17 protein-coding genes are annotated in these 20,795 nt (G+C 64.7%); 7 read left to right on the top strand and 10 right to left on the bottom strand.

The genetic code is table 11. The features are described from left to right. Positions 1 to 29: 29 nt before the first annotated feature. Positions 30 to 1,367: an MFS transporter gene (locus ACAM58_RS26735; protein ID WP_015865743.1), complete on the bottom strand. Its 1,338-nt coding sequence runs from the start codon at positions 1,365 to 1,367 to the stop codon at positions 30 to 32. 189 nt (positions 1,368 to 1,556) lie between these two features. Beyond that, entirely contained in the window at positions 1,557 to 3,062 is a 1,506-nt protein-coding gene (locus tag ACAM58_RS26740) for a sensor domain-containing diguanylate cyclase (protein ID WP_230537800.1), read from the bottom strand. 383 nt (positions 3,063 to 3,445) lie between these two features. On the opposite strand from ACAM58_RS26740, the gene adh reads away from it, so the two are divergent. The 7 genes from adh (at position 3,446) to ACAM58_RS26775 (ending at position 9,763) form a co-directional block, all read left to right on the top strand. Further along, the gene (adh, locus tag ACAM58_RS26745) at positions 3,446 to 4,966 is read left to right on the top strand and encodes an aldehyde dehydrogenase (RefSeq protein WP_015865741.1); all 1,521 of its coding nucleotides are present in this window, start codon (positions 3,446 to 3,448) and stop codon (positions 4,964 to 4,966) included. A 130-nt stretch (positions 4,967 to 5,096) separates the two neighbouring features. Continuing rightward, the gene (locus ACAM58_RS26750; RefSeq protein WP_369664911.1) at positions 5,097 to 5,537 is read left to right on the top strand and encodes a hypothetical protein; all 441 of its coding nucleotides are present in this window, start codon (positions 5,097 to 5,099) and stop codon (positions 5,535 to 5,537) included. A gap of 117 nt (positions 5,538 to 5,654) precedes the next feature. Further along, the gene (locus tag ACAM58_RS26755; protein WP_369664912.1) at positions 5,655 to 6,005 is read left to right on the top strand and encodes a hypothetical protein; all 351 of its coding nucleotides are present in this window, start codon (positions 5,655 to 5,657) and stop codon (positions 6,003 to 6,005) included. After that, positions 6,002 to 7,429: a TolC family protein gene (locus ACAM58_RS26760; protein ID WP_369664913.1), complete on the top strand. Its 1,428-nt coding sequence runs from the start codon at positions 6,002 to 6,004 to the stop codon at positions 7,427 to 7,429. The genes ACAM58_RS26755 and ACAM58_RS26760 overlap by 4 nt, the downstream gene beginning before the upstream one ends. A gap of 35 nt (positions 7,430 to 7,464) precedes the next feature. Next, positions 7,465 to 8,880 (top strand): multicopper oxidase family protein, encoded by a 1,416-nt coding sequence (locus tag ACAM58_RS26765; RefSeq protein WP_369664914.1) that lies wholly within the window; start codon positions 7,465 to 7,467, stop codon positions 8,878 to 8,880. A gap of 58 nt (positions 8,881 to 8,938) precedes the next feature. After that, entirely contained in the window at positions 8,939 to 9,445 is a 507-nt protein-coding gene (locus ACAM58_RS26770) for a plastocyanin/azurin family copper-binding protein (protein WP_018904754.1), read from the top strand. A 30-nt stretch (positions 9,446 to 9,475) separates the two neighbouring features. Then, positions 9,476 to 9,763, top strand: coding sequence for a copper-binding protein (locus tag ACAM58_RS26775; protein WP_369664915.1), 288 nt, complete (start codon positions 9,476 to 9,478; stop codon positions 9,761 to 9,763). Between the two features lie 151 nt (positions 9,764 to 9,914). Here ACAM58_RS26775 and ACAM58_RS26780 read toward each other — a convergent pair whose 3' ends face one another. The 8 genes from ACAM58_RS26780 to ACAM58_RS26815 all read right to left on the bottom strand — a co-directional run bounded on the left by ACAM58_RS26780 (position 9,915) and on the right by ACAM58_RS26815 (position 20,784). Further along, complete coding sequence (locus ACAM58_RS26780; protein WP_369664916.1) at positions 9,915 to 10,253, bottom strand: hypothetical protein; 339 nt, start codon at positions 10,251 to 10,253, stop codon at positions 9,915 to 9,917. 216 nt (positions 10,254 to 10,469) lie between these two features. Beyond that, positions 10,470 to 10,652, bottom strand: coding sequence for a hypothetical protein (locus ACAM58_RS26785; protein ID WP_086012243.1), 183 nt, complete (start codon positions 10,650 to 10,652; stop codon positions 10,470 to 10,472). 30 nt (positions 10,653 to 10,682) lie between these two features. Then, positions 10,683 to 11,165: a hypothetical protein gene (locus ACAM58_RS26790; protein WP_150106887.1), complete on the bottom strand. Its 483-nt coding sequence runs from the start codon at positions 11,163 to 11,165 to the stop codon at positions 10,683 to 10,685. A gap of 253 nt (positions 11,166 to 11,418) precedes the next feature. Then, positions 11,419 to 11,814 (bottom strand): immunity 50 family protein, encoded by a 396-nt coding sequence (locus ACAM58_RS26795; protein WP_080515781.1) that lies wholly within the window; start codon positions 11,812 to 11,814, stop codon positions 11,419 to 11,421. Continuing rightward, positions 11,811 to 12,458 carry an RHS repeat-associated core domain-containing protein gene (locus ACAM58_RS26800; RefSeq protein WP_080515780.1) on the bottom strand — a complete coding sequence of 216 codons (648 nt, stop codon included), beginning with the start codon at positions 12,456 to 12,458 and terminating at the stop codon, positions 11,811 to 11,813. Before ACAM58_RS26800 ends, ACAM58_RS26795 begins: the two co-directional genes overlap by 4 nt. Positions 12,459 to 12,528: 70 nt before the next feature. Further along, complete coding sequence (locus ACAM58_RS26805) at positions 12,529 to 12,972, bottom strand: hypothetical protein (RefSeq protein ID WP_015865734.1); 444 nt, start codon at positions 12,970 to 12,972, stop codon at positions 12,529 to 12,531. Continuing rightward, on the bottom strand, positions 12,969 to 17,801 hold the full coding sequence (locus ACAM58_RS26810) for an RHS repeat-associated core domain-containing protein (RefSeq protein WP_369664917.1): 4,833 nt from the start codon (positions 17,799 to 17,801) through the stop codon (positions 12,969 to 12,971). The genes ACAM58_RS26805 and ACAM58_RS26810 overlap by 4 nt, the downstream gene beginning before the upstream one ends. A 52-nt stretch (positions 17,802 to 17,853) precedes the next feature. After that, positions 17,854 to 20,784, bottom strand: coding sequence for a type VI secretion system Vgr family protein (locus ACAM58_RS26815; RefSeq protein WP_369664918.1), 2,931 nt, complete (start codon positions 20,782 to 20,784; stop codon positions 17,854 to 17,856). Positions 20,785 to 20,795: the final 11 nt, after the last annotated feature.

A 20,795-nucleotide genomic window follows, 5' to 3' on the forward strand; every position in this document is an offset into this window, starting at 1 on the left:
GATGGCTGGGTTGGGAGGAGAAGGGGCGTTCAATGGGCGCTGGCCACGCGGCCGGCCGGCTGTGCCTTGGCGCTGCGGCGCAGCGCGAGCACAGCCGCCATCGCCGCCACCAGCGGCAGCGCGTAGGCGTAGTAGAGATGCGGCGGCTGCCAGCCGCGGTCGAGCAGCATCCCGGCGATGAGCGGCGCGAGGATGGCGCCGATGCGGCCGATGCCGATCGCCCATCCCATGCCGGTCGTGCGCACGGCGGCCGGGTAGATCACCGGTGCGAACGCATAGAGCCCGGCCATCGAGCCGAAGATGAATCCGCCGATCAGGAAGGCGATCGCGAACGACGCGCCCAGGTGCCCGGTGGCCGCGCCGAATGCGGCCATGGCCAGCGCCGTGATGACCAGGCTGGCGGCCGTCAGGCGCCCGAGGTCCAGCCGCGCGACGAGCAGCCCGAACAGGCTGCCGCCGACGATGCCGCCGATGTTCAGCAGCACGCCGCCGGTGATGCCCTCGCGTGCCGACAGCCCCGCCGAGACCAGCAGCTTCGGCGTCCAGCTGAGCGCAAAGTAGAAGCCGAACATCAAGAGGAAGAACGCGGCCCACAGCAGCAGCGTCGAGCGCGCCAGGCCTGCGTTGAACAGGCTCGCCACCGTGGAGGCGGAGCGCTCGCCGGCCGGTGGCAGCGGCGGGAGTTCGGCCAGCTCGGGGCGCTTCATCTGGCGCAGCAGCGCGTTGAGCTTGCGCAGCGCGCCGGCGGGGCGCCTGGAGACGAGGAAGTCGACCGATTCGGGAAGGCGCCACAGCACCAGCGGAATCATCAGCGCCGTGGCCAGGCCGCCGAAGACGAAGACCGAACGCCAGCCGTAGTGCTCCAGCAGCACCGCGGCAATGCTGCCGCCGATGGTCGCGCCGATCGGATAGCCGGTCGCCTGCAGGGCCACCGCGGTGCTGCGCCATTTGTTCGAGGCGTATTCGGAGGTGATGACGCCCACGCTGGCCAGCATGCCGCCGATGCCCAGGCCGGTGAGCGCGCGCAGCGCCGCCAGCTGCGTGCTGCTCTGGGACAGCGCCGACAGCCCCATGCCGAGCGCGATCACCACCAGGCACAGCAGGATGACGGTTTGCCGTCCGAAGCGATCGGCCAGCGGCGCGAGGAACAGCGAGCCGGCAGCCATGCCGAACAGGCCGGCACTGAACAGCACGCCGAGCTGCGCGCCGCTGAGCTTCCACTCGGCCGACACGCTGGCCGCGGTGAAGGCCATGACCAGCACGTCGAAGCCGTCGAGCATGATCAGCGTGATGCAGATCGTGATCGCGCTCCACTGGAAGCGGCTCATGGGGCCTTCGTCGAAGGTCTTGCGTAGATCGTGGGTCAAATTTTGTCTCCTTGTACAGGGCAGCCAAGTACATTGCCGGCGCTCCTGTATTCAGTACACTGAACGACAATCAGTGTACTGAATCATCGCGGGTGGAATCAAGGGGCCAAGTACTGGGGTTTACCCTGCGTAGAGCCGCGGAAGGCTTCTTCGAAGCCGAGGGAAGGCGGGCTGAGGCTCAGACCCGCGTCACGCCGCCAGCGGCTGTCCGGTCGAGGCGCACACGCGGTTGCGCCCGCCCGACTTGGCGGCGTACAGCGCCTTGTCCGCGGACCGGATCAGTTCCTTGGGCTGGCCGCCGATGCCGGCCTGGGGACTGAGCGCATCCACGCCGGCGCTCAGCGTCACGAATCCGTCGGCGGTGCCCGCATGTTCGATCTTCAGCTCGCGCACGGCGCTGCGGATGCGTTCGGCCAGCATCACGGCGCCCGCCACGTCGGTGTTCGGCAGCAGCACCGCCAGCTCTTCTCCGCCATAGCGCGCCGCAAGATCTCCCGGGCGCCGCGACGCGACGCGCGCGATGGTGCGGCCGATGGTCTGCAGGCACTCGTCGCCCGCCGCATGGCCGTAGATGTCGTTGTATTGCTTGAAGCAATCCACATCCATCATGATCAGCGCCAGCGTGCTCGCGTTGCGCGCGGCGCGGCTGTATTCGCTGTCCAGCGCCACGTCGAACTGCCTGCGGTTCGCGAGCCCGGTCAGGCCGTCTTCCATGGCCAGGGTGTTGAGGGTCTTGTTGAGCGTTTCGAGCGCATCGCGCGCCTGCCGCAGCTCGGCCTCGGTGCGGGTCTGGAGCTGGAACTGCCGCACCAGGCGCCATCCGATGAAGCCGACGATCAGGCTCAGCAGAACGACGCCGCCCGAATGCCACAGCGTGTCGCGCCACCAGTTGGCCAGGATCTCGTCCTTGGACAGCGCCGCGGAAACGAACAGCGGGTAGTTGTCCAGGCGCCGGAAGCTGTTCAACCGTGTCACGCCGTCCTGCGCCGACTTGATGTAGGCCGTGCCGACCGGCCCATGCGCGGCGTAGGAGCGAAAGAGCTGGGTCTCCAGCATGTTCCGTCCCACCATGTCGGGGCTGTAGGGCCGCCGGGTCATCATGGTTCCGTTCTCGAGCACCAGCGCCACGGCGCCGGCCTGGCCGATGTCCAGGCTGTCGTAGAACCTGGAGAAGAAGTCGACGTGGATCGTCGCGAGCGCCACGCCGGCAAAGCTGCCGTCCGCATGGTTGATGCGCCGCGAAACCGGCACCAGCAGACGGCCGCTGGTACGGCTTTGAACCGGAATGCCGATGTGCGGTCCGCGCTCTGCGTGCGTGCGGTGGAAGGCGAAGTACTCGCGGTCCGCGTTGTTCAGGTTCTCCGGCCGCGTGGGGCGGGAGTTCGCAATCCAGTTGCCGTCCTGGTCGTAGATGTGCAGGCCGTCGAGCTGGGGGAGCTCGGCAACGCGCAGGGCCAGCAGCTGGCGAAGCCGCGCCACGTCGGATGGATCGGTGCCGTCGTGCTCCACGCGCTCGACCATGCCGACCAGCACGGTGTCGGCCTTCTTGATCGTGTCGTCGGCCTGCTGCGCCATGGCGCGCGAGAGGTTCGACGTGGCCACGTTCATCTGCTGGAGCTGGTCGGTGCGCGCCTCCCAGCTGTTCCAGAAGTCGATCGCCAGCAGGCTGAGGCAGACGACGGCCACGAAAGCCATGGTCCGGGCGGTGATGGAGGGTCCGCGAATCACTACGCGCTTTCGGGGCAAGGAAGCATGGCGGCGGAAGGAAGGATGGGGTGGCTCGCCGGAGGCGAACGCGGCCCCAATGTATCCGAATGCGACGCCCAGCGCGCATCCGGCAGCCGCTCGATCTTGTGTGCCAGCGGCGGGTGTCTTGTCCCGTTTCGTGACAGCTGCTCACCGCGACACGCAGCGCTGTTGCAGCCTGGCGCAGGAAATCGGGCCGATGCATGTGCCAGATCGGGCGAATGGCCTCCAGGACCGCGTGGCATGGCGCGTGCAATGCAGCACCCGGGACCGCGCGGCATCCGGCTTGCGCGGCCGCCTTCCACCCCTTTACCCGACGGAGACAAGAGACCATGCAATACGCGAGCCCCAACACCCCCGGTGCCAAGATCGACTTCAAGCCGGCCTACGACAACTTCATCAACGGCAAGTTCGTGCCGCCCGTGAAGGGCCAGTACTTCGACGTGATCACGCCGATCACCGGCAAGCCCTACACGCGCGCCGCCCGCTCGGGCGCGGAGGACATCGAGCTCGCGCTCGACGCCGCCCACGCGGCCGCGGGCCAATGGGGACGCACCTCGCCGGCCGAGCGCGCCAACCTGCTGCTGAAGATTGCCGACCGCCTGGAGCAGAACCTCGAGCTGCTCGCCTATGCGGAAACCGTGGACAACGGCAAGCCGATCCGCGAGACGCTCAACGCCGACATTCCGCTGACCATCGACCACTTCCGCTACTTTGCCGGGTGCCTGCGCGCACAGGAAGGCGCGCTGAGCGAGATCGACGAGAACACCATCGCCTATCACTTCCATGAGCCGCTGGGCGTGGTGGGGCTGATCATTCCGTGGAACTTCCCGATCCTGATGGCCGCGTGGAAGCTCGCGCCCGCCATTGCCGCGGGCAACTGCGTGGTGCTCAAGCCCGCCGAATCCACGCCCGTGAGCATCATGGTGATGGCCGAGCTGCTGGCCGACCTGCTGCCGCCCGGCGTGCTCAACATCGTGAACGGCTACGGCCGCGAAGCCGGCATGGCGCTGGCGGGCAGCAAGCGCATCGCGAAGATCGCCTTCACGGGCTCCACCGCCACCGGCCGCGTCATCGCGCAGGCCGCGGCCGGCAACCTGATCCCGGCCACGCTGGAGCTCGGCGGCAAGAGCCCCAACATCTTCTTCGAGGACATCGCCGACGCGGACGACGACTTCTTCGACAAGGCCATCGAAGGCCTGGTGCTGTTCGCCTTCAACCAGGGCGAGGTCTGCACCTGCCCGTCGCGCGCGCTGATCCAGGAATCGATCTACGACAAGTTCATGGCGCGTGCGCTCGAGCGCATCAAGGCCATCAAGCAGGGCCATCCGCTGGACACCGACACCATGATGGGCGCGCAGGCCTCGGCCATCCAGATGGACAAGATCATGAGCTATCTCGCGCTCGGCAAGGAAGAGGGCGCGCAGTGCCTGACCGGCGGCGGCCGCGCGCAGCTCGGCGGCGAGCTGGCCGGCGGCTACTACATCGAGCCCACGCTGTTCAAGGGCCACAACAAGATGCGCATCTTCCAGGAGGAGATCTTCGGCCCCGTGCTCGCCATTGCCACCTTCAAGACCGAGGCCGAGGCGCTGGAGATTGCCAACGACACGCCCTACGGCCTGGGCGCCGGCGTGTGGACGCGCAACGGCAGCACCGCCTACCGCATGGGCCGCGCCATCCAGGCCGGCCGCGTGTGGACCAACTGCTACCACGCCTACCCCGCGCACGCCACGTTCGGCGGCTACAAGGAATCGGGCATCGGCCGCGAGACGCACAAGATGATGCTCGACCACTACCAGCAGACCAAGAACCTGCTCGTGAGCTATTCGCCGAAGAAGCTCGGCTTCTTCTGACGGCACGGCGGCGCCCGAAGATGACGGCGCTGTAATCCGGCCGACGGGAAACCGTCGGCCTGGATGGCTAGAGTGGCATGCATGCCCGTCGAATACGGACAGGCATTGCTGCTCTATCTACAATCCTCGCATGCACCGGGTTCGCCTCTTCGTCCTCTGGATCGTGATGTTTGCCGTGCCCTTCCAGGCGTACGCGGCTGCCGCCATGGTCTTTTGCGGACCGGGCCATGAGGGTGCTGCCCTGGCTGCTGCGGCAGCCGCCGCGCCGGCCGAAAGCCATCGGCATGCGCAGCAGGCGCACGGCGATGGGCATGCAGGCCATCAGCACCACGAAGCTGCCGCGCAGGACGCCGGGACATCTTCCGGCGACCAAAGCGCTCACGCCGACACCCACGCGTCGCCCGATGGCATGCACAAGTGCGGCACCTGCGGCGCCTGCCACGCCACCGCACTCACCAGCACGCTGGAACTGATCGTGTTCCAGGGCCTTCCCCGCGCCGACCTCGCCGAGCCCGCCAGCACGGTGGCCACGGTCGCGCCGCGCCTTCTCGACAAACCTCCTCGCGCCTGAAGCGTTCGTGCGCCTGCGCGCGCCCGGTCACGGGCCGCGGCAGCGCGCATGCATCGCCTGCGTCACGCCCCTTCGGGCGGCCGTGACGCATTCCGTTCATGAACACGCGAGGATTCCATGTTCCATTCATTGCCGGCCCGTTGGCTGGCTGTTCTTCCGGCCATGGCAGCGGCGCTCGCTGCCGCGGCCCAGCCGGCACCGGCCTCCGCGCCGCGCGCTGAAGAGGCAGCCACCCGTGCGCCCACCACGCTGAGCTACAAGTCCGCGCTCGAGGGCTATCGGCCCTTCACCGACGACAAGCCCGTTCCCTGGAAAGAGGCCAACGAGACCGTCCGCCAGCGCGGCGGCTGGAAGGCCTATGCCGAAGAGGCGGCGGGTGGGGCAGGTGGCGGCGCCTCCGAGGCACCCGCCGCGCACCAAGGGCACACGATGCCGATGCCTCCCGCCAGCAAGGAGAAGAAGCCATGAAGCGCACCTTGCGCCTCACGGCCGCGGCCGCTGCTGCGGCCCTCTTGCTGGCCGGCTGCGCCTCGGTCGGCATCGACGACGCGCTGCAGGACACCAACACCCAGGCCGGGCAGTTCACCGGCGGCAAGCTCGAGCTCAGCCGCACGCAGGAACAGCGCGAACGCCGCGCGGCGCTCGCGCAGGAGCTGCTCTCCAGGCCGATTTCGCAAAGCGACGCGGTGCAGCTCGCGCTCACCAACAGCCCCGCGGTGCAGGCGCTGGTCGCGCAGAGCTGGGGCGACATCGCCGCGGCGAACCAGTCGAGCCGGCTGCCCAACCCGGTCTTCAGCTTCGAGCGCATGCGCCTGGGCAGCGAGCTCGAACTCGGGCGGCTCCTGTCCTTCGGCCTCGTGGACCTCATCCTGCTGCCGCAGCGCCTGTCGATCTCGCGCAGCCAATCGAGCCAGGCCAAGGTGCAGCTCACCGGCGCCGTGGTCGACCAGGTCACGCAGGTGCGGCAGGCCTGGGTCCGCGCGGTGGCCGCGCAGCAGATGCTGCGCTATGCCGAGCAGGTCAACCGATCGGCCCAGGCCAGCGCGGAACTCGCGCGGCGCATGCAGCAGATCGGCAACTTCAGCAAGCTGCAGCGCGCGCGCCAGCAGGTCTTCTATGCCGATGCGACCACGCAGCTGGCCTCGGCGCAGCACGCCGCCACTGCTGCGCGCGAGGAGCTGGTGCGTGCCTTGGGGCTCGACGATGCGCAGGCCGCCCAACTGGCCTTGCCCGATCGGCTGCCCGATCTGCCAAAGGCGCCGCGCGAGGCCAAGGAAGTGGCCGCCACCGCGACCGAGCAGCGGCTGGACGTGCAGCTCGCGCGCGCGCAGCTCGACGTGGCGGGCAAGTCGCAGGGCATCAACCTGCTGTCGACCTTCGTCGACGTGGAGGTGGGCGGCCGGCGCGACACCGTGTTCGACAACGCCGAAGGCACCAAGGGCACGCGGCGCGGCTTCGAGCTCGACATCCGGCTGCCGCTGTTCGACTGGGGCTCGGCGCAGCGCGACGCACTGAACGCGCAATCGCTGGCGGCGGCCAACCGCTACGACGCCACGGTACGCGGCGCTTCTTCCCAGCTGCGCGAAGGCTACTCGGCCTACCGCACTGCCTACGACATCGCGCGGCACTACCGCGACGAGATCGTGCCGCTGCGCCAGGCCATGGCCGACGAGAACGTGCTTCGCTACAACGGCATGCTGATCGGCGTCTTCGAGCTGCTGGCCGAGACGCGCGACCAGATCGCGAGCGTGAGCAACGCCATCAACGCCCAGCAGCAGTTCTGGCTGGCCGATGCCGCGCTGGCGGCCTCGGTGATCGGCAAGCCCGTGGCCATGGGTGCTTCAACCGCCAATGCGGGCGCCGAAGCCGCCTCCGCCGGTGCTGCTCATTGAATGCGCCAACCGCGCCCACCAACGATTCGAACGACATGACAAACAGACGCAACTTCCTCGGCGGCGCCGGCGCCATCACCGGCGCCCTTGCCGCCGCGAGCGTGAGCAAGGTGGCCATGGCCGCGCTGCCCGAGCCCGTGACCCAGACCACGCCCAACACCATGCCGCCGCTCATGCCACCCGGTGGTCGGCCCTACAACCCCGTGGTCACGCTCAACGGCTGGACGCTGCCCTGGCGCATGAACAACGGCGTGAAGGAATTCCACCTGGTGGCCGAGCCCGTGGTGCGCGAGATGGCGCCCGGCTTCAAGGCCAACCTGTGGGGCTACAACGGCCAGTCGCCCGGCCCGACCATCGAGGTGGTCGAAGGCGACCGCGTGCGCATCTTCGTGACCAACAAGCTGCCCGAGCACACCAGCGTGCACTGGCACGGCCAGCGCCTGCCCAACGGCATGGACGGCGTCTCGGGCCTGACCCAGCCGCCGATCCGCCCCGGCAAGACCTTCGTCTACGAGTTCGTCGCGCGCCGCCCCGGCACCTTCATGTACCACCCGCATGCGGACGAGATGACGCAGATGGCCATGGGCATGATGGGCTTCTGGGTGACGCACCCCAAGGCCGAGCATCCGCTGATCGAGAAGGTCGACCGCGACTTCGTGTTCCTGCTCAACGCCTACGACGTGGAGCCCGGCAGCGCCACGCCCAAGATCATGACCATGCTGGACTTCAACCTGTGGTCCTGGAACAGCCGCATCTTTCCGGGCATCGACTCGCTCAACGTGCGGCTCAACGACAAGGTGCGCATCCGCATCGGCAACCTCACGATGACCAACCACCCGATGCACCTGCACGGGCACGAGTTCCTCGTCACCGGCACCGATGGCGGGCCGACGCCCAAAAGCACGCGCCAGTACGAGGTGACCACCGACGTCGCCGTCGGCCAGATGCGCCAGATCGAGTTCCTGGCCGACGAGGAGGGCGACTGGGCCTTCCACTGCCACAAGAGCCACCACACGATGAACGCGATGGGCCACGACGTGCCCACCCTCGTCGGCCTGGACCACAAGGATGTGGCCCGGCAGATCACGAACCTGGTGCCCGACTACATGGTGATGGGCGAGCGCGGCATGGCCGACATGGGCGAGATGGAAATGCCCATTCCCGACAACACCGCGCGAATGATGACGGGCGAAGGGCCCTTCGGCTCGGTCGAGATGGGCGGCATGTTCAGCATGGTGAAGGTGCGCAGGAACCAGAAGCCCGGCGACTACGGCAACCCCGGCTGGTTCAAGCACCCCAAGGGCACCGTGGCCTACGAGCTCGACGGCCCCGCGCCCGAGACTTCGCGCCAGCGCGACCCCGGCGCGGCCGCGATGCCCGCGCGGAACATGCCCGCAAAGAACATCGAAGTGCAGATCCGCAAGCCCGGTGGTGGCCACTCCGGCCACTGAGTTTTTTCTGTTCGTTCCTTCTTTCTCTTTCTTCCAACCAACCTTCCAAAGGAAAACCATGAAGCACAGCATCCTCCGCAACGCCGCCTTCGCAGCACTCTGCGCCGTGGCGGCCGCAGGCGCCTCTGCCACCGGCAACCACGCCGGCGGGCATGGCCACGGCGACGCCGAAGCCGCCATCGGCCAACCCGGCGTGGCCGCCAAGGCCACGCGAACCATCAACGTCGACATGACCGACGGCATGCGCTTCACGCCCGCCGACATCAAGGTGAAGCAGGGCGAGACCGTGCGCTTCGTCGTCAAGAACTCCGGCCAGCTGAAGCACGAGCTCGTGCTCGGCACCGAGAAGGAACTCAAGGAGCACTACGAAGCCATGAAGAAGAACCCCGAGATGGAGCACGCCGATCCCAACATGGTGACCCTGGCCGCAGGCAAGAGCGGCGAGATCGTGTGGCAGTTCACCAAGGCCGGCAAGGTCGACTTCGCATGCCTGCAGCCGGGCCACTACGACGCCGGCATGAAGGGCGCCGTGACGGTGGCCAGCAAGACCGCTGCCGCCAAGTAAGACAACCCAACCTCCAGGAGAAACACGACCATGTCGAAGATTCGCATTGCACTCATGGCGGCGCTGGCCGCATTCGCTTTCACGGCCTCTGCCGCGGAGCTTGCCGATGGCGAGATCCGCAAGGTGGACAAGGACAACAAGAAACTCACGATCAAGCACGGCCCGCTCAAGAGCCTGGACATGCCCGGCATGACCATGGTCTTCGGAGTGAGCGACGAGACCGTGCTGGACAAGTTCCAGCCGGGGGACAAGGTTCGCTTTGATGCGGGGAAGACGGATGGGAAGATTGTTGTGACGCATATCGAGCCTGCGCGCTGAGAAGGGCGGAAGCTTCGGCGAGCGAGCACTCCGCGTCATCTGGGGTGCTGAGGTGTCTATTGCCCGATCCGACCTTGTGCCGGCCGGCTTCGTCGTCCCTCTAAGAAAACTGTTCGGTCGCCATCGGAGCCGAAAAGAGATGGTGCCCCGACTATGTCGAATAGTCCAAACCACTCGGCCCGATTTCGTCGATCAGAACAAAATCGTCCACATTTGTCGAATATGGAGGGATATTTAACGCAAAGAGAATGCCCTCCAAATAATCGCGCCTATCTGCTACGCGATTAAGGGCGAGATCGTGGGGGATGGCGCTTCGCCATAGCGAGTCATTGGAAAAATCCGCCAAAACGTAGTTTAATCCGTTGATGATATTCTCTTTTGATATAGGTCCAAATGTCAAAAAACTACGCCTCATTTCTTCAAAGAGAATTTTCTGATTGGCAGTGGAATTAATGTCAAATCGCTCCAGCTCCTCATCGCTTTTGCTCATTAAAAAATCATAGAGGCCTCGTAGGTAGCCAAGATTTAATGAATTCATACGGATAACTGTTTGGATTTAGCCGAAACTGGTTTTTGGACCGTGACGTGCGACATAGTGGCAGGTGACGTCATGCTCGGAGCGCTTGGCGATGCGCCGGCCCCGGGCGTCGTAACTGAAGGTGGTGGTCTTGCCGCAACTGGTCCCGCTGCGCATGCGGTTGAATTTTCATGAGTTGTCGAGCTGATCAAGCAGATCGGCAAATCTCTTGAGTTGATCAGCCAATGCCCTGGCTTCACTTGCGGTGAGCTCAACTGGATCACCAAATTTGCTGATCGACTTCAGCTGAATTGATGATTCTTGCTCGACCCACAAGTCGATGGCGCCGTCTTTGAATGTATGCCGATCCATTGGTCCTCAGTTATTCAAATTCCCTTGGCCTTACCAAGTGGTAATTTGGCAAATCTCTTTGTTCGTGCCATGAATCTCTGGATTTCCTGCGTAAACATCTAAAACAACGCCATACTTAAGTTTCTCAGAAACCAAGGCTAAGTAGTCTACTTGAGTCAATCGTTTTCGCATTGATTCAAGAAGTAGGTGTAATTGGGCTGCCTCTGCTTTTATTGCAGGATATTGCGTATAAATAAACCCGCTTTGAGGCGAAAGACCGGGAAGAATGAGGAGGCATGCATCACTTTGATTGGCTGCAAAATCGAATAAATGTTCGAATAAATGCGCGGTTCCCTGTACTTCCGTGCCATCCTTGAATTTTGTAATATTTTTTATTTTTTCCAGAAGAATTGAAGATTCTGGAAATTGGATCAAATCTATAATTGAATCCGAATCGAGAAATAATTCCTGGAAGTTTTTTTGCTGCAGAAGAGTAAATCTCTTCTCCTGGGCTTTTGTCAAATTGAATGCCATTATTCATACTCCACTGAGGCCTATTTACTCGGTATGCGCGCCGCGGGCATTTACAGCGCTAACCATCTGTCTGTCCATGCCTGAAGTGATGACGCGCTATGAGAGTCACCTTGCTATCGGAGTCTTGCTAGTTGAATGGACCATTTCTCATCTGGGACTGAACCGGTGCGAAGGCTTGCACTTGACGAATCTACGGTAACGCCGTGAAGAAGTAGAAGCTCTTGGGTCTATTGCGCACTGTCAGATTGAATTGCTATGGAGTCCCAATGCTTCCTGGGGCAACGCTGTCAACTGAAATCCAGTCGCAATCAAAGGAGAATGAAAAATCATTTTTACAGGATATGCGCACTGACACCGAGTCATTTGGATTTTCAATGTTAAATTGATCCACGGTGTTGGTGTGTCCCCAACCACTTTGAGTAATTTTTTTGACCCCAATAAAAGATATGCCCAAATAAACCACGTCAAAGCCTTGGGGCCATCTGGCGGGAGTTTTTTCTGGTTTATTGCTGGTCATGATTTTCATAGAAACCCTAGGCTCGTCGCGCTTAAATAGGATTTCCATTATTTCCGATCCATTTAAGGATGGAAATTCTTCATACATTGACAATAGTGCTTGGGGATTTATAATTCTATTAGGGGTATTCATTTTTTATTCCGGCAATTGAAATGGTAATGATCGTCCATTCCGTCAACTTTTCCAGTTCGGGTATTTTCTTCTGGGCGAACATTATGATGGGATGGTTGGTCTCCAACTCCACCTTCGCCGTAATAGTGGCCGGCAGAGTGGTCTTGAACGACTACGTTCTTTCCGTTGACCTGATAAGTCAACTCCCGGGTCATGATCGGCTTCTTATTCTCCCCCAGAATCCAACCGCCTGTTGAATCGGTCAGTGGAATCATTTTTTGACCTATGGGTTGCTGAGACATTGAAATTCCAAGCTGTCTGCGAATTTCTCTCAGACTAGCACGCCTAGTGGAATGGCACGTCAACCCAAATGGATCGATCCACTGCACAGGATTTGGCACAAACAGATGAAGGTTCGTGCCTCCTGCCAGCCCAATTGGATCTCCCGAGACGAACCGTCCGCCCACCGGGTCGTAATACCGATACCGGTTGTAGTGCAGCCCCGTCTCGTCGTCAAAGTACTGCCCCTGGAACCGGATCGGATTCCTGAACCCCGCCTTCCGTCCCGCCTCGCTAATTGCCTGCCCGGCTTCGCCCCAGGCCTTGTACTGCGCCGACCAAGCGATCCGCCCCTCATGATCCGCTAGTTCCTGCGGCGCATTCAAGTGGTCGCGTGTTTATGGGGTCGGCATTTTGCGACGTTCGCGATCATTCATAGTGGGAGGACGCAACCTCTTAGCGGAGGAGTGAATTTTTGAAATACCTAATAAAGTCGGGCTCTATATCCGGAAGTATTTTCCTTAGATAAAAGAGGCAATAAAATACCGGGGAGTCTTGGGCTACATCCCAGTCTTCCATCTTCCCGTAGATAATTATTGTGCACCTCGCCAAGTTATACAGATCTGGGTTCGTTTCGCGATTTTCGTCGGCCAGGGCCCACAAGCTATTTCTTATCGCCTTTCTCTCTTCTTCTTTTCCTTCGGCTAACAACCGTATCGATTTTTTAAGGCAATCACGAATATATGTGAGGCTTTTTTTGGGGATTGCCGTGAATTTTTCGTTGTTCGCGAGATCTTCAAGAAAATCCCTGTATATGGAAAGTAAATCTTCAATTGGGATGTTATTTTCGTTGAGCGCCTCTTCCAGTGCATCAAAATCTTCAGAATTTTGGGTGTTCATTTTCCTCGATTCCTTGCATTATCTCGAATTCCGAGAGTTCCTGTTACGTGCCTGCAAGAAGAACAGCACACCATAAGTTTTCCATCATTTCTAAGTGTTTCGGTGGCACTTCCGTTGGTGAGAGCTTGTAGCTGCTCGATGCTTTTAGCATTATTTAACGATGCAATTTTGCTCAATGCGTCTGCCTCGCCGCAATCACCGTGGAAGACGGATCGTTCATCTCGAGGAACAGAGTCATACAGGTCTCGAACAACAGGATGGGAGGCGCCATTTCCGCCCGCTTTTGTGCTATATCCGGCAACTGGTTGAGGCAGATTGCCTCCTTCAATAGTGGTACGAGTTCCCTTGTTGTTCGGTGTAATTCCCTTACCGGCCAGTCCCAACGGGTCTATCCAACCGAGTGGATTGGGGGCGTACTGCTGGAGATTGCTCCCGCCGGCCAGTCCGATGGGATCTTTCGAGACAAACCGCCCGCAACTCGGGTCGTAATACCGGTGTCGGTTGTAGTGCAGCCCCGTCTCGTCGTCAAAGTACTGCCCCTGGAACCGAATCGGATTCCTGAACCCCGCCTTCCGTCCCGCCTCGCTGATCGCCTGCTTGGCTTCGCCCCAGGCCTTGTATTGCGCAGACCAGGCGATCCGCCCCTCATGGTCCGTCAGCTCCTGCGGCGTGCCCAAGTGGTCGCATTGGTAGAACGCGATCTCTTCTCTCGCAAAGGCCTGCGGCGTCTTGAGTTGCTCCCCATTCCATAGCGGATCCTGCTCGATGTCGTAGCGCCCGCCATTGGCCGCGATCAGCGCCTTCACGTCGGTGGTCTGGCTCAGCGCCACGGCTTGGGCCTGCCTGATCTGCACCAGCGGCACGAAGGAGCCGGGCTCGTGGATGTAGTGCACGCTGTCGCCGCGCCAGGCCTGCAGCTCCTGCTGGCCCTCGGTGCTCTGCGTGCTCTCGAAGGCCAGCGTGTCGCCGTCCCAGCCGAACAGGGTCGTCGCGTGAGAGCTTCGCTTGGCGATGCGCCGGCCCAGCGCGTCGTAGCTGAAGCTTGTGGTCTCACCGAAGGTCTCGGCGCTGCGCATGCGGTTGAAGCCGTCCCAGGTGAAGGTGGTGATTTCTCCGTTGCGGCTGCGCTCGATCAGGTTGCCCCGCTCGTCCCAGGTGTAGTGGGTGCCGGCATAGTCCTTGAGCAGGTTGTCCATCAGCCGGCCGGCCATGCTGCGGCCATCACCGCCCAGGCGCACCGCGACGCGGGTGGTGACGCGGCCGGTGGCCTGCGCGTTGGCACTGGTGTCGTCGGAAGGATTGCCGATGTTGCCCGCCGGATCGAACGCAAAGATCTCGCGGCCCAGGCGGCTGTGGGCTTCCAGCAGACGCCCCACGGGGTCGTAGCGGTAGCTCAGGTTGCCGCGGCGGCTGTCGCCGATGGCCACCAGCTGCCCGGCCTTGTCGTAGGCATAGCTGCGGCGGATGCCGACAGCCTCGATCGCGCCCGGCCTGGTCTGCGAGATCTGCTGCTCCAGCAGCCGGCCGGCGGGGTCGTAGTGCAGCTTCTGCGTCAGCCCGTTGCCCTGTTCGCGGCCGATCTCGCGGTGCAGGTCGTCGCGCTCGAAGCCCAGGATGTCCTGGCCGTCCACGAGCAGGCCGTGCACGTGGCCGGAGCCGTAGGTGAGCCATTGGGTGACGTGGCCATCGGGGCGGATGCTGGCGATGCGCTGGTTGAGCTCGTCGTAGCCGTGCTGCCAGACGGCCGTGTGGCCATGGTCCAGGTAGTGCTGGTGCTCGCGCACGAGGTTGCCCGCGCGGTCGTAGAACCACTGGAGCTTGGCCTCGGCGTTGGTGGCTTCGACCAGGCGGCCGTTGCGGTCGTAGGCGAAGCGTTCGGCCTGCTCGTCGGCCTGGCGCTCGCTCAGGCGGCCCAGGGGGTCGAACGCGAGCCGGGTGCTGTGGCCGGCTTCGATGACCTCGGCCAGCACGCCGCTGGCTTCGTCATAGCGGTACTGCGTGCTCTTGCGGTCGAAGCCGGTTTCTTCGAGCAGCTTGCCGACCGGGTCGTAGCGGAAGTCGTAGCGGCTGCCGTTCTCGTTGTGCAGCTCGCGCAGGCGGCCCAGCAGGTCCCAGTGGTACTTGAGGGTGCGGCCGGCCGCATCGGTGCGCTGGGCGACGAGGCCGGCGCGGGTGTAGCCGTAGCTGGTGCGGCGGCCCAGCGCGTCGGTGTGCGCGAGCAGGCGGCCTTCGGCGTCGTGCGCGAAGTACTCGCTGGCGTTGTCGGGGTGGACGATCTCCTCGAGCTGGCCCGGATGGTTGTTGGCCTGGCCGGGCATCGCGGACTGCGCGGCTTCGCCGGCTTCGGTGTAGCGAAAGCGCGTGGCCTGGCCCAGGGCGTTGGTGATCCTGGCCAGGCGGCCGCGGCCGTCGTAGGCCCACTGGGTGGTCTTGCCCGAGCAGTCGGTGTGGCTGGCCAGCTGGCCGTCGGGGGCGTAGGCGAGGATCTTGATGCCGCCCTTGGCGTCGGTGATGCGCACGGGGCGCCCGGCGTTGTCGTAGGCGTATTCGGTCTTGTGGCCGAGCGGGTCGATCTCTTCGGTGAGGTTGCCGCTCGCGTCGTAGTCGCGCTTCCAGGCGCCGCCTTCGGCGTCGAGGATGCCGGTGATGCGGTGGCGCGCATCGTAGGCGTAGTGCACGCTGCTGCCGTCGGCGCGGGTGTGGGTCTTGAGGTTGCCGTGGGCGTCGTAGACGTAGTCGTCGGTGGTGCCGTCGGTGTGGATGTGGCGCGTGATGTTCTTGGCGTCGTCGCGCAGGAACCATTCCTCGCGCTTGTCCGGGTGGATGATCCGGTAGGTGTAGCCGAGCACGTCGTAGTAGTACCAGGTCTCGCCGCCCATGGCGTCGGTCAGGTAGGTGAGGCGGATGTTCTTGTCCCACTCGAGCGTGAGCGCAAAGCTGCCGTCGTCGGACCATTCGCGCACGGCCTTGGCATCGGCGCCGGTGCCGTCGTACTGCAGGTTCATGCCGCGGCCGGTGCGGTCGGTGTAGCGGGTGACGAGGTGATGGCCGTAGCTGTACTGCCAGCCGGCGCCGTTCTCGTCCTGCGCGGCGACGAGGTCGCCTTCGGCGTCGTGGGTGTAGGCGGCCAGCTGGCGCACGACGCGGCCTTCCTTCAGCTCCCACAGGGCCTTGATGAGGCCGGTCTGCGCATCGGGCTGGGTGCCGACATGGGCGATGACGGCCTCGCCCTGCCTGCTGATGATGTCGCTGAGCACCTGCTCGCCGGTGGCCGCGATCACGTGGTCGTAGCGCAGGCCGACGGCGGCGCCGCTGTTCGTGTGCTGCGCCACCAGCCGGAAGTGCTGCTTGCCTTGCGCGGCGGCCTTGGCGGGCACGGTGTCGACCAGCTCGTAGGTCTCGCGCCAGTCGGGGGCCTGGCCGGCCGGCATGGGCTTGCCGAAATCGACCGCGAGCAGCCGTTCGCCGAGGCGGGTGAGGGTGATCTCCTCGATCGGGTTGCGATGGCTCTGGCCCACGGCCAGCAGCGGGAAGGCGTGGCTGCGGCCATCGGCACCGCGATAGATCAGGCTCATCTGGCCCTGGCGGCGGCCCCTGGCGGGCTTGGCAACATCGACGCGCGTGCTGAAGGGCGTGATCCAGCGCGCGCCGAGGCTGCCCTGGTCGAAGGCGGCAAGATCGCTGCGGTAGGTGCGCGTCCAGGTGATGGGCAGGGGGGCGCCCAGCACGAAGTCGGTGTGGTCGAAGCTCTCGCAGCCGGTGGCCAGGCTGATGGCGCCGCCCGCGGCGGCGCTCGTGCAGTTCTTGCAGCCGGGGTCGCCGCCGGCTGGCACCTGGGCGGAGGTGGCGGCCTGTTCGCCGCCGGGCTTCTTGCTTTCGACCTGCGTTCCGTTGTTCGCGGAAATGTTGGCGCTGTGCTTTCCCTTGCGCCTGAGCAATGCATCCTTGAGGATCTTGATCATCCACTTGATGCCGTACTGCAGGCTCTCGTCGCCCAGCCGCATGATCTGCCGGCGGGCCGCGCCCTTGAGGTCGGTCAGGCTGGCGACGGTGTCCCGGATCATGGCCTTGGCGCTGTCGGGCAGCGCATAGTGGCTCGCGGTGGCCGCCGCGTAGTTGGCGGATTTCTTCGCGGCCTCGGCCGCGGCGGCCATCATGCGGCTCCAGGTGCTCTGGGTCTTGGGGTCGTAGGTGTTCCGCTCGGCAGCGGCGCCGGTCGCGAACACCGGCTTCTCGCCCAGCGCCACCTGCAGCGCGCCGATCAGCGCATCGGCGATGCCGTCGACCTTTTTTGCGCAGGACTGCAGGAAGTCGTCGAGGTAGCCGAGCGCCTCGTCCACGAACTTGTCGAGCGTGCCGGCGATGGTGTCGTTCAGGTGCGTGATGAGCACGGCAATGAACGCCTCGCCGATGTTCGGCACCGCGTTCTTGGCCGACTTGGCGATCTCCTGCTTGAGCAGGTGCAGCATGGGCCGCAGGCTCATGCGCGCTGCGCCGGTGGCGGGCGGAAACGGGATCACGCCCAGCAGGTTGATGGCCAGGCTGACCCACTGCAGCACGTCGCTGTACGCCTTCTTGGTGACCATCTCGATGAGGTCCCAGACCGCGTCGATGAGCGCCATGATGTTGCCGATGACCGGCAGGCTGCCCGCGAAGGTTGCCAGCACGTTCAGCGTGACGTAGTCGTTGGTGAGCTTGCGCAGCCACTTGTCGATCTTGGCGGCGCCGGCGCCGATGTCTTCCTCGCCGATGGTGTTGAGCGGTGCCACCGCGGTCTGGCGCTCGCGCTCCTTGGCTTGCGCGTCGTTCTGGGGGGCCTGGTCAGCCATTCGCGGATCTCTCCCGTGTTCTCTTGTGGTCGTCGTCTTGCGGTGCCGGCGATCAGCCCGCAAAGCCCGGCGTCTGGCCGCGCGGCAGCGTGGCCAGGGACTTCAGCGAGGGCATCGAAGGCAGCGACGCGGGCAGCTTGGGCACCATGGCGCCCACGGTCTGCGCGGCCATGCCGCTGGCCGCCTGGCCGACCTGGCCCAGCAATGCCTTGGCGCCGCCTTGCTGGATGGCCTGCACGGCGCCGACGGCCTGCTGCGCGGTGCTCGCTGCCTCGCTCGCCTGGCTCACGAGGCCGCCCGCCTGGCCCAGCAGGCCCGCCGCTGCGCTGCCGAGTCCGCCCGTTCCGCCGAGGAAGCCCGCTCCACCGCCTCCCGCGTCGACGGCCTTGTCGCTCGCAGGCCGGGTGGGCCAGCGGTTCGGCTGGCCGAAGTAGCTGCCGGTATCCCAGGGGTCGCTCGGATCGCCGCCGAACGTGACCTTGGCCTGCCCGAGCGGAAGCCCCGCCACGGAGGCGAAGCCGTTCGCGTCCAGCTTGCCCGTGTGCGTGCCCCCGTCGGAGTCCACCACCGTGTAGTCGCCTTGCTTCACGCCTTGGCGCGTGGCGCCGTCGGCCTTGACGTACTGGTGGTACAGGTCGAGCTGGCCTCTCGGAAGCTGGGGCGGCTGCGGCAGCCGGGGCTGTCCGTCGCTCTTGGGCCCGACCATCGAATGCGAAGCCGCATGCGCGCGCCACGTCCCGTTGGTGCCACTCTCGATGCCGCCCGCCGTCCAGCGCGTGTAGCTGGAGCCGCCGTTGATCAGGACCTCTTCCTTGGCGGTGATGGTGATCCGGTTGGCCTCCATCTTGATGTCCAGCTTGGCCAGCGCGTTGATGCTGTCCTTGAGCGCCGTGAGGTCGATGTCGGCGGCGGCCGCCGCCAGGCGGATGCCGTGGTTGAAGGCGACCATGCGCACCGCGTCCTTGGCGCTCACCAGGAAGCTGTTGCCCGTGGCCACGCTGGTGTGCGCACCGCTGCTGATGGCCGTGTGCTCCACGCTCACGAGGTGGGTGCTGGCGGCCGTGGTGGCCTGGATGCCCGCCGGGCTGGCCAAGGTCAGGTGCGGCTCCTGGAACTCCGGGAACTCGCCCGGGCCCGAGGGGCCGCCTTGTCCCCTGATCGCGTCGTTCTGCGCCTTCAGCGCGCGGGCCACCTCGTCCTGGTCGCCGGCCTCGTGGGCCTTGGCCTGCTGCGCCACCTGCGCCAGGCTCTCGTGCAGGTCGCGCCCCTCGGTGAGCCTGGCGATGGTCTCGCGCATGTCGGTGATGTGGCCCTGGGCGTTGGGCCGCGCCTCGGTGCTCAGCAGCAGGCCGCGGGCGGCGCGCACGGCGCCATGCCCGTCGGTGCGCAGCTCGAAGCCCTGGCCGCGGTCGTCCTTGCGCCCGGCCGTGTCCTCGATGCGCCCGATGTGGCCCAGGCTCAGGCTGGTGCTCTGGTGGTCGCTCTTGAGCTGGGCCTGCACCTTGCCGCTCGAATCGTCCAATGCGAGGTGGTTGCTGCGCCCGCCGCCCAACTCGCGGCTGCGGATGCCCGTGAGCTGCTTCTGCTGGGGCAGCTGCCAGGCGGGCATCTCGTCGGCGTTGTGCACCCGGCCGGTGACGATCGGGTAATCGGGATCGCCGTTGAGGAAGTCGACGATCACCTCCTGCCCGATGCGCGGCAGCGCGGCCGCGCCGAAGGTGGCGCCGGCCCAAGCGGTGGACACGCGCAGCCAGCAGCTCGAATTCTCGTTGCGCTGGCCGAGGCGGTCCCAGTGGAACTGCACCTTGACGCGGCCGTAGGGATCGGTCCAGATTTCTTCGCCGGCGGGGCCGACCACCACAGCGGTCTGCGGGCCGCGGGTGCGCGGCTTGGGCGTGCTGCGGCGCGGGCGCCAGGCGTAGCTGGTGGGCTGGGCCTCGAAGGCAAAGCGCTGCACCGAGCCTTCGGAGGCATGGGCGCCTTCGCTGGCCTGCAGGTTCTCCTGCAGTTCATAGTCCACGGCCAGCAGCAGGTGCTGGCGGTTCTGGTCCTCGCGCGGATGGTCCCGCAGGCGGAAGGTGTGGCCCGGCGCCAGTTCGCGGAGGTTGGAACGGCCTGTGACCCGGCTGCGCTGGCTCAGTTGCTCTTCGGTGCGGAGGCGCGCGTAGGTCTCGCCGTCGTCGTGCTGCAGGTAGTCGCCCGGCCATTCGTACTGCTCGAAGCCATCGTGCTCGTGGCCCGGCGGCATCTGGCGCCGGCTGGCGAGGTCGGCCTGGGGCTTCTCGAAGTCGTAGTGGTTGCGAAAGTGATGGCCGGGGCGGATCTCCTCGGCCTGCGCCCATTCGTAGATGCGCTCGCTGGCCTCCAGCCCGCCGGTCATGCCGGCCTTCTCGTGCGGGTGGTAGCGCACGGTCTCCCCGCCGGGCAGCGGGGCGTGGGAGGCGGCGATGTCGTCGGCGAAGACCAGCACATGCTGCTCGGCTTCGTGGCGGAAGTGGTAGTAGATGCCTTCGTGCTCGCACAGGCGCGAGATGAAGTCGAAGTCGCTCTCGTGGTATTGCACGCAGTAGGTCCAGGGGCGGTAGCTGCGGTGGAGCTTCTGCTCCATCGGGTGGCCGTAGCGGCCCAGCACGGCCGCAACGATCTCGGGCACGGTCTGGTCCTGGAAGATGCGGAAGTCGGAGCGGCGCGTGGCCAGCCACAGCCACGGGCGCAGGCGCATCCTGTAGAAGGCCTGGCGGTCGTCTTCGTGCGACAGGCCGAAGCGGGTGACGAGGCCGGCCAGGTAGCGCGGGGCACCGCTCTCGGTTTCCATCACGACGGTGGCGGGCTTGCCCAGGATGGACTTGGGGTTCAGCGCATTGCTGCTGCCCAGCAGGTCCAGGTCGAAGGCGTAGGCCTGGCTGAGCGCCTCGCGGCCCGCCAGCCGATGGAATTGCAGTGCCTCGCCCAGCGGCGTCTGGATGGTGACGCGGCGCTTCACGAGCCGCCACC

It is taken from the genome of Variovorax sp. V116, from assembly GCF_041154435.1.
GTDB classification, from domain to species: domain Bacteria; phylum Pseudomonadota; class Gammaproteobacteria; order Burkholderiales; family Burkholderiaceae_C; genus Variovorax; species Variovorax paradoxus.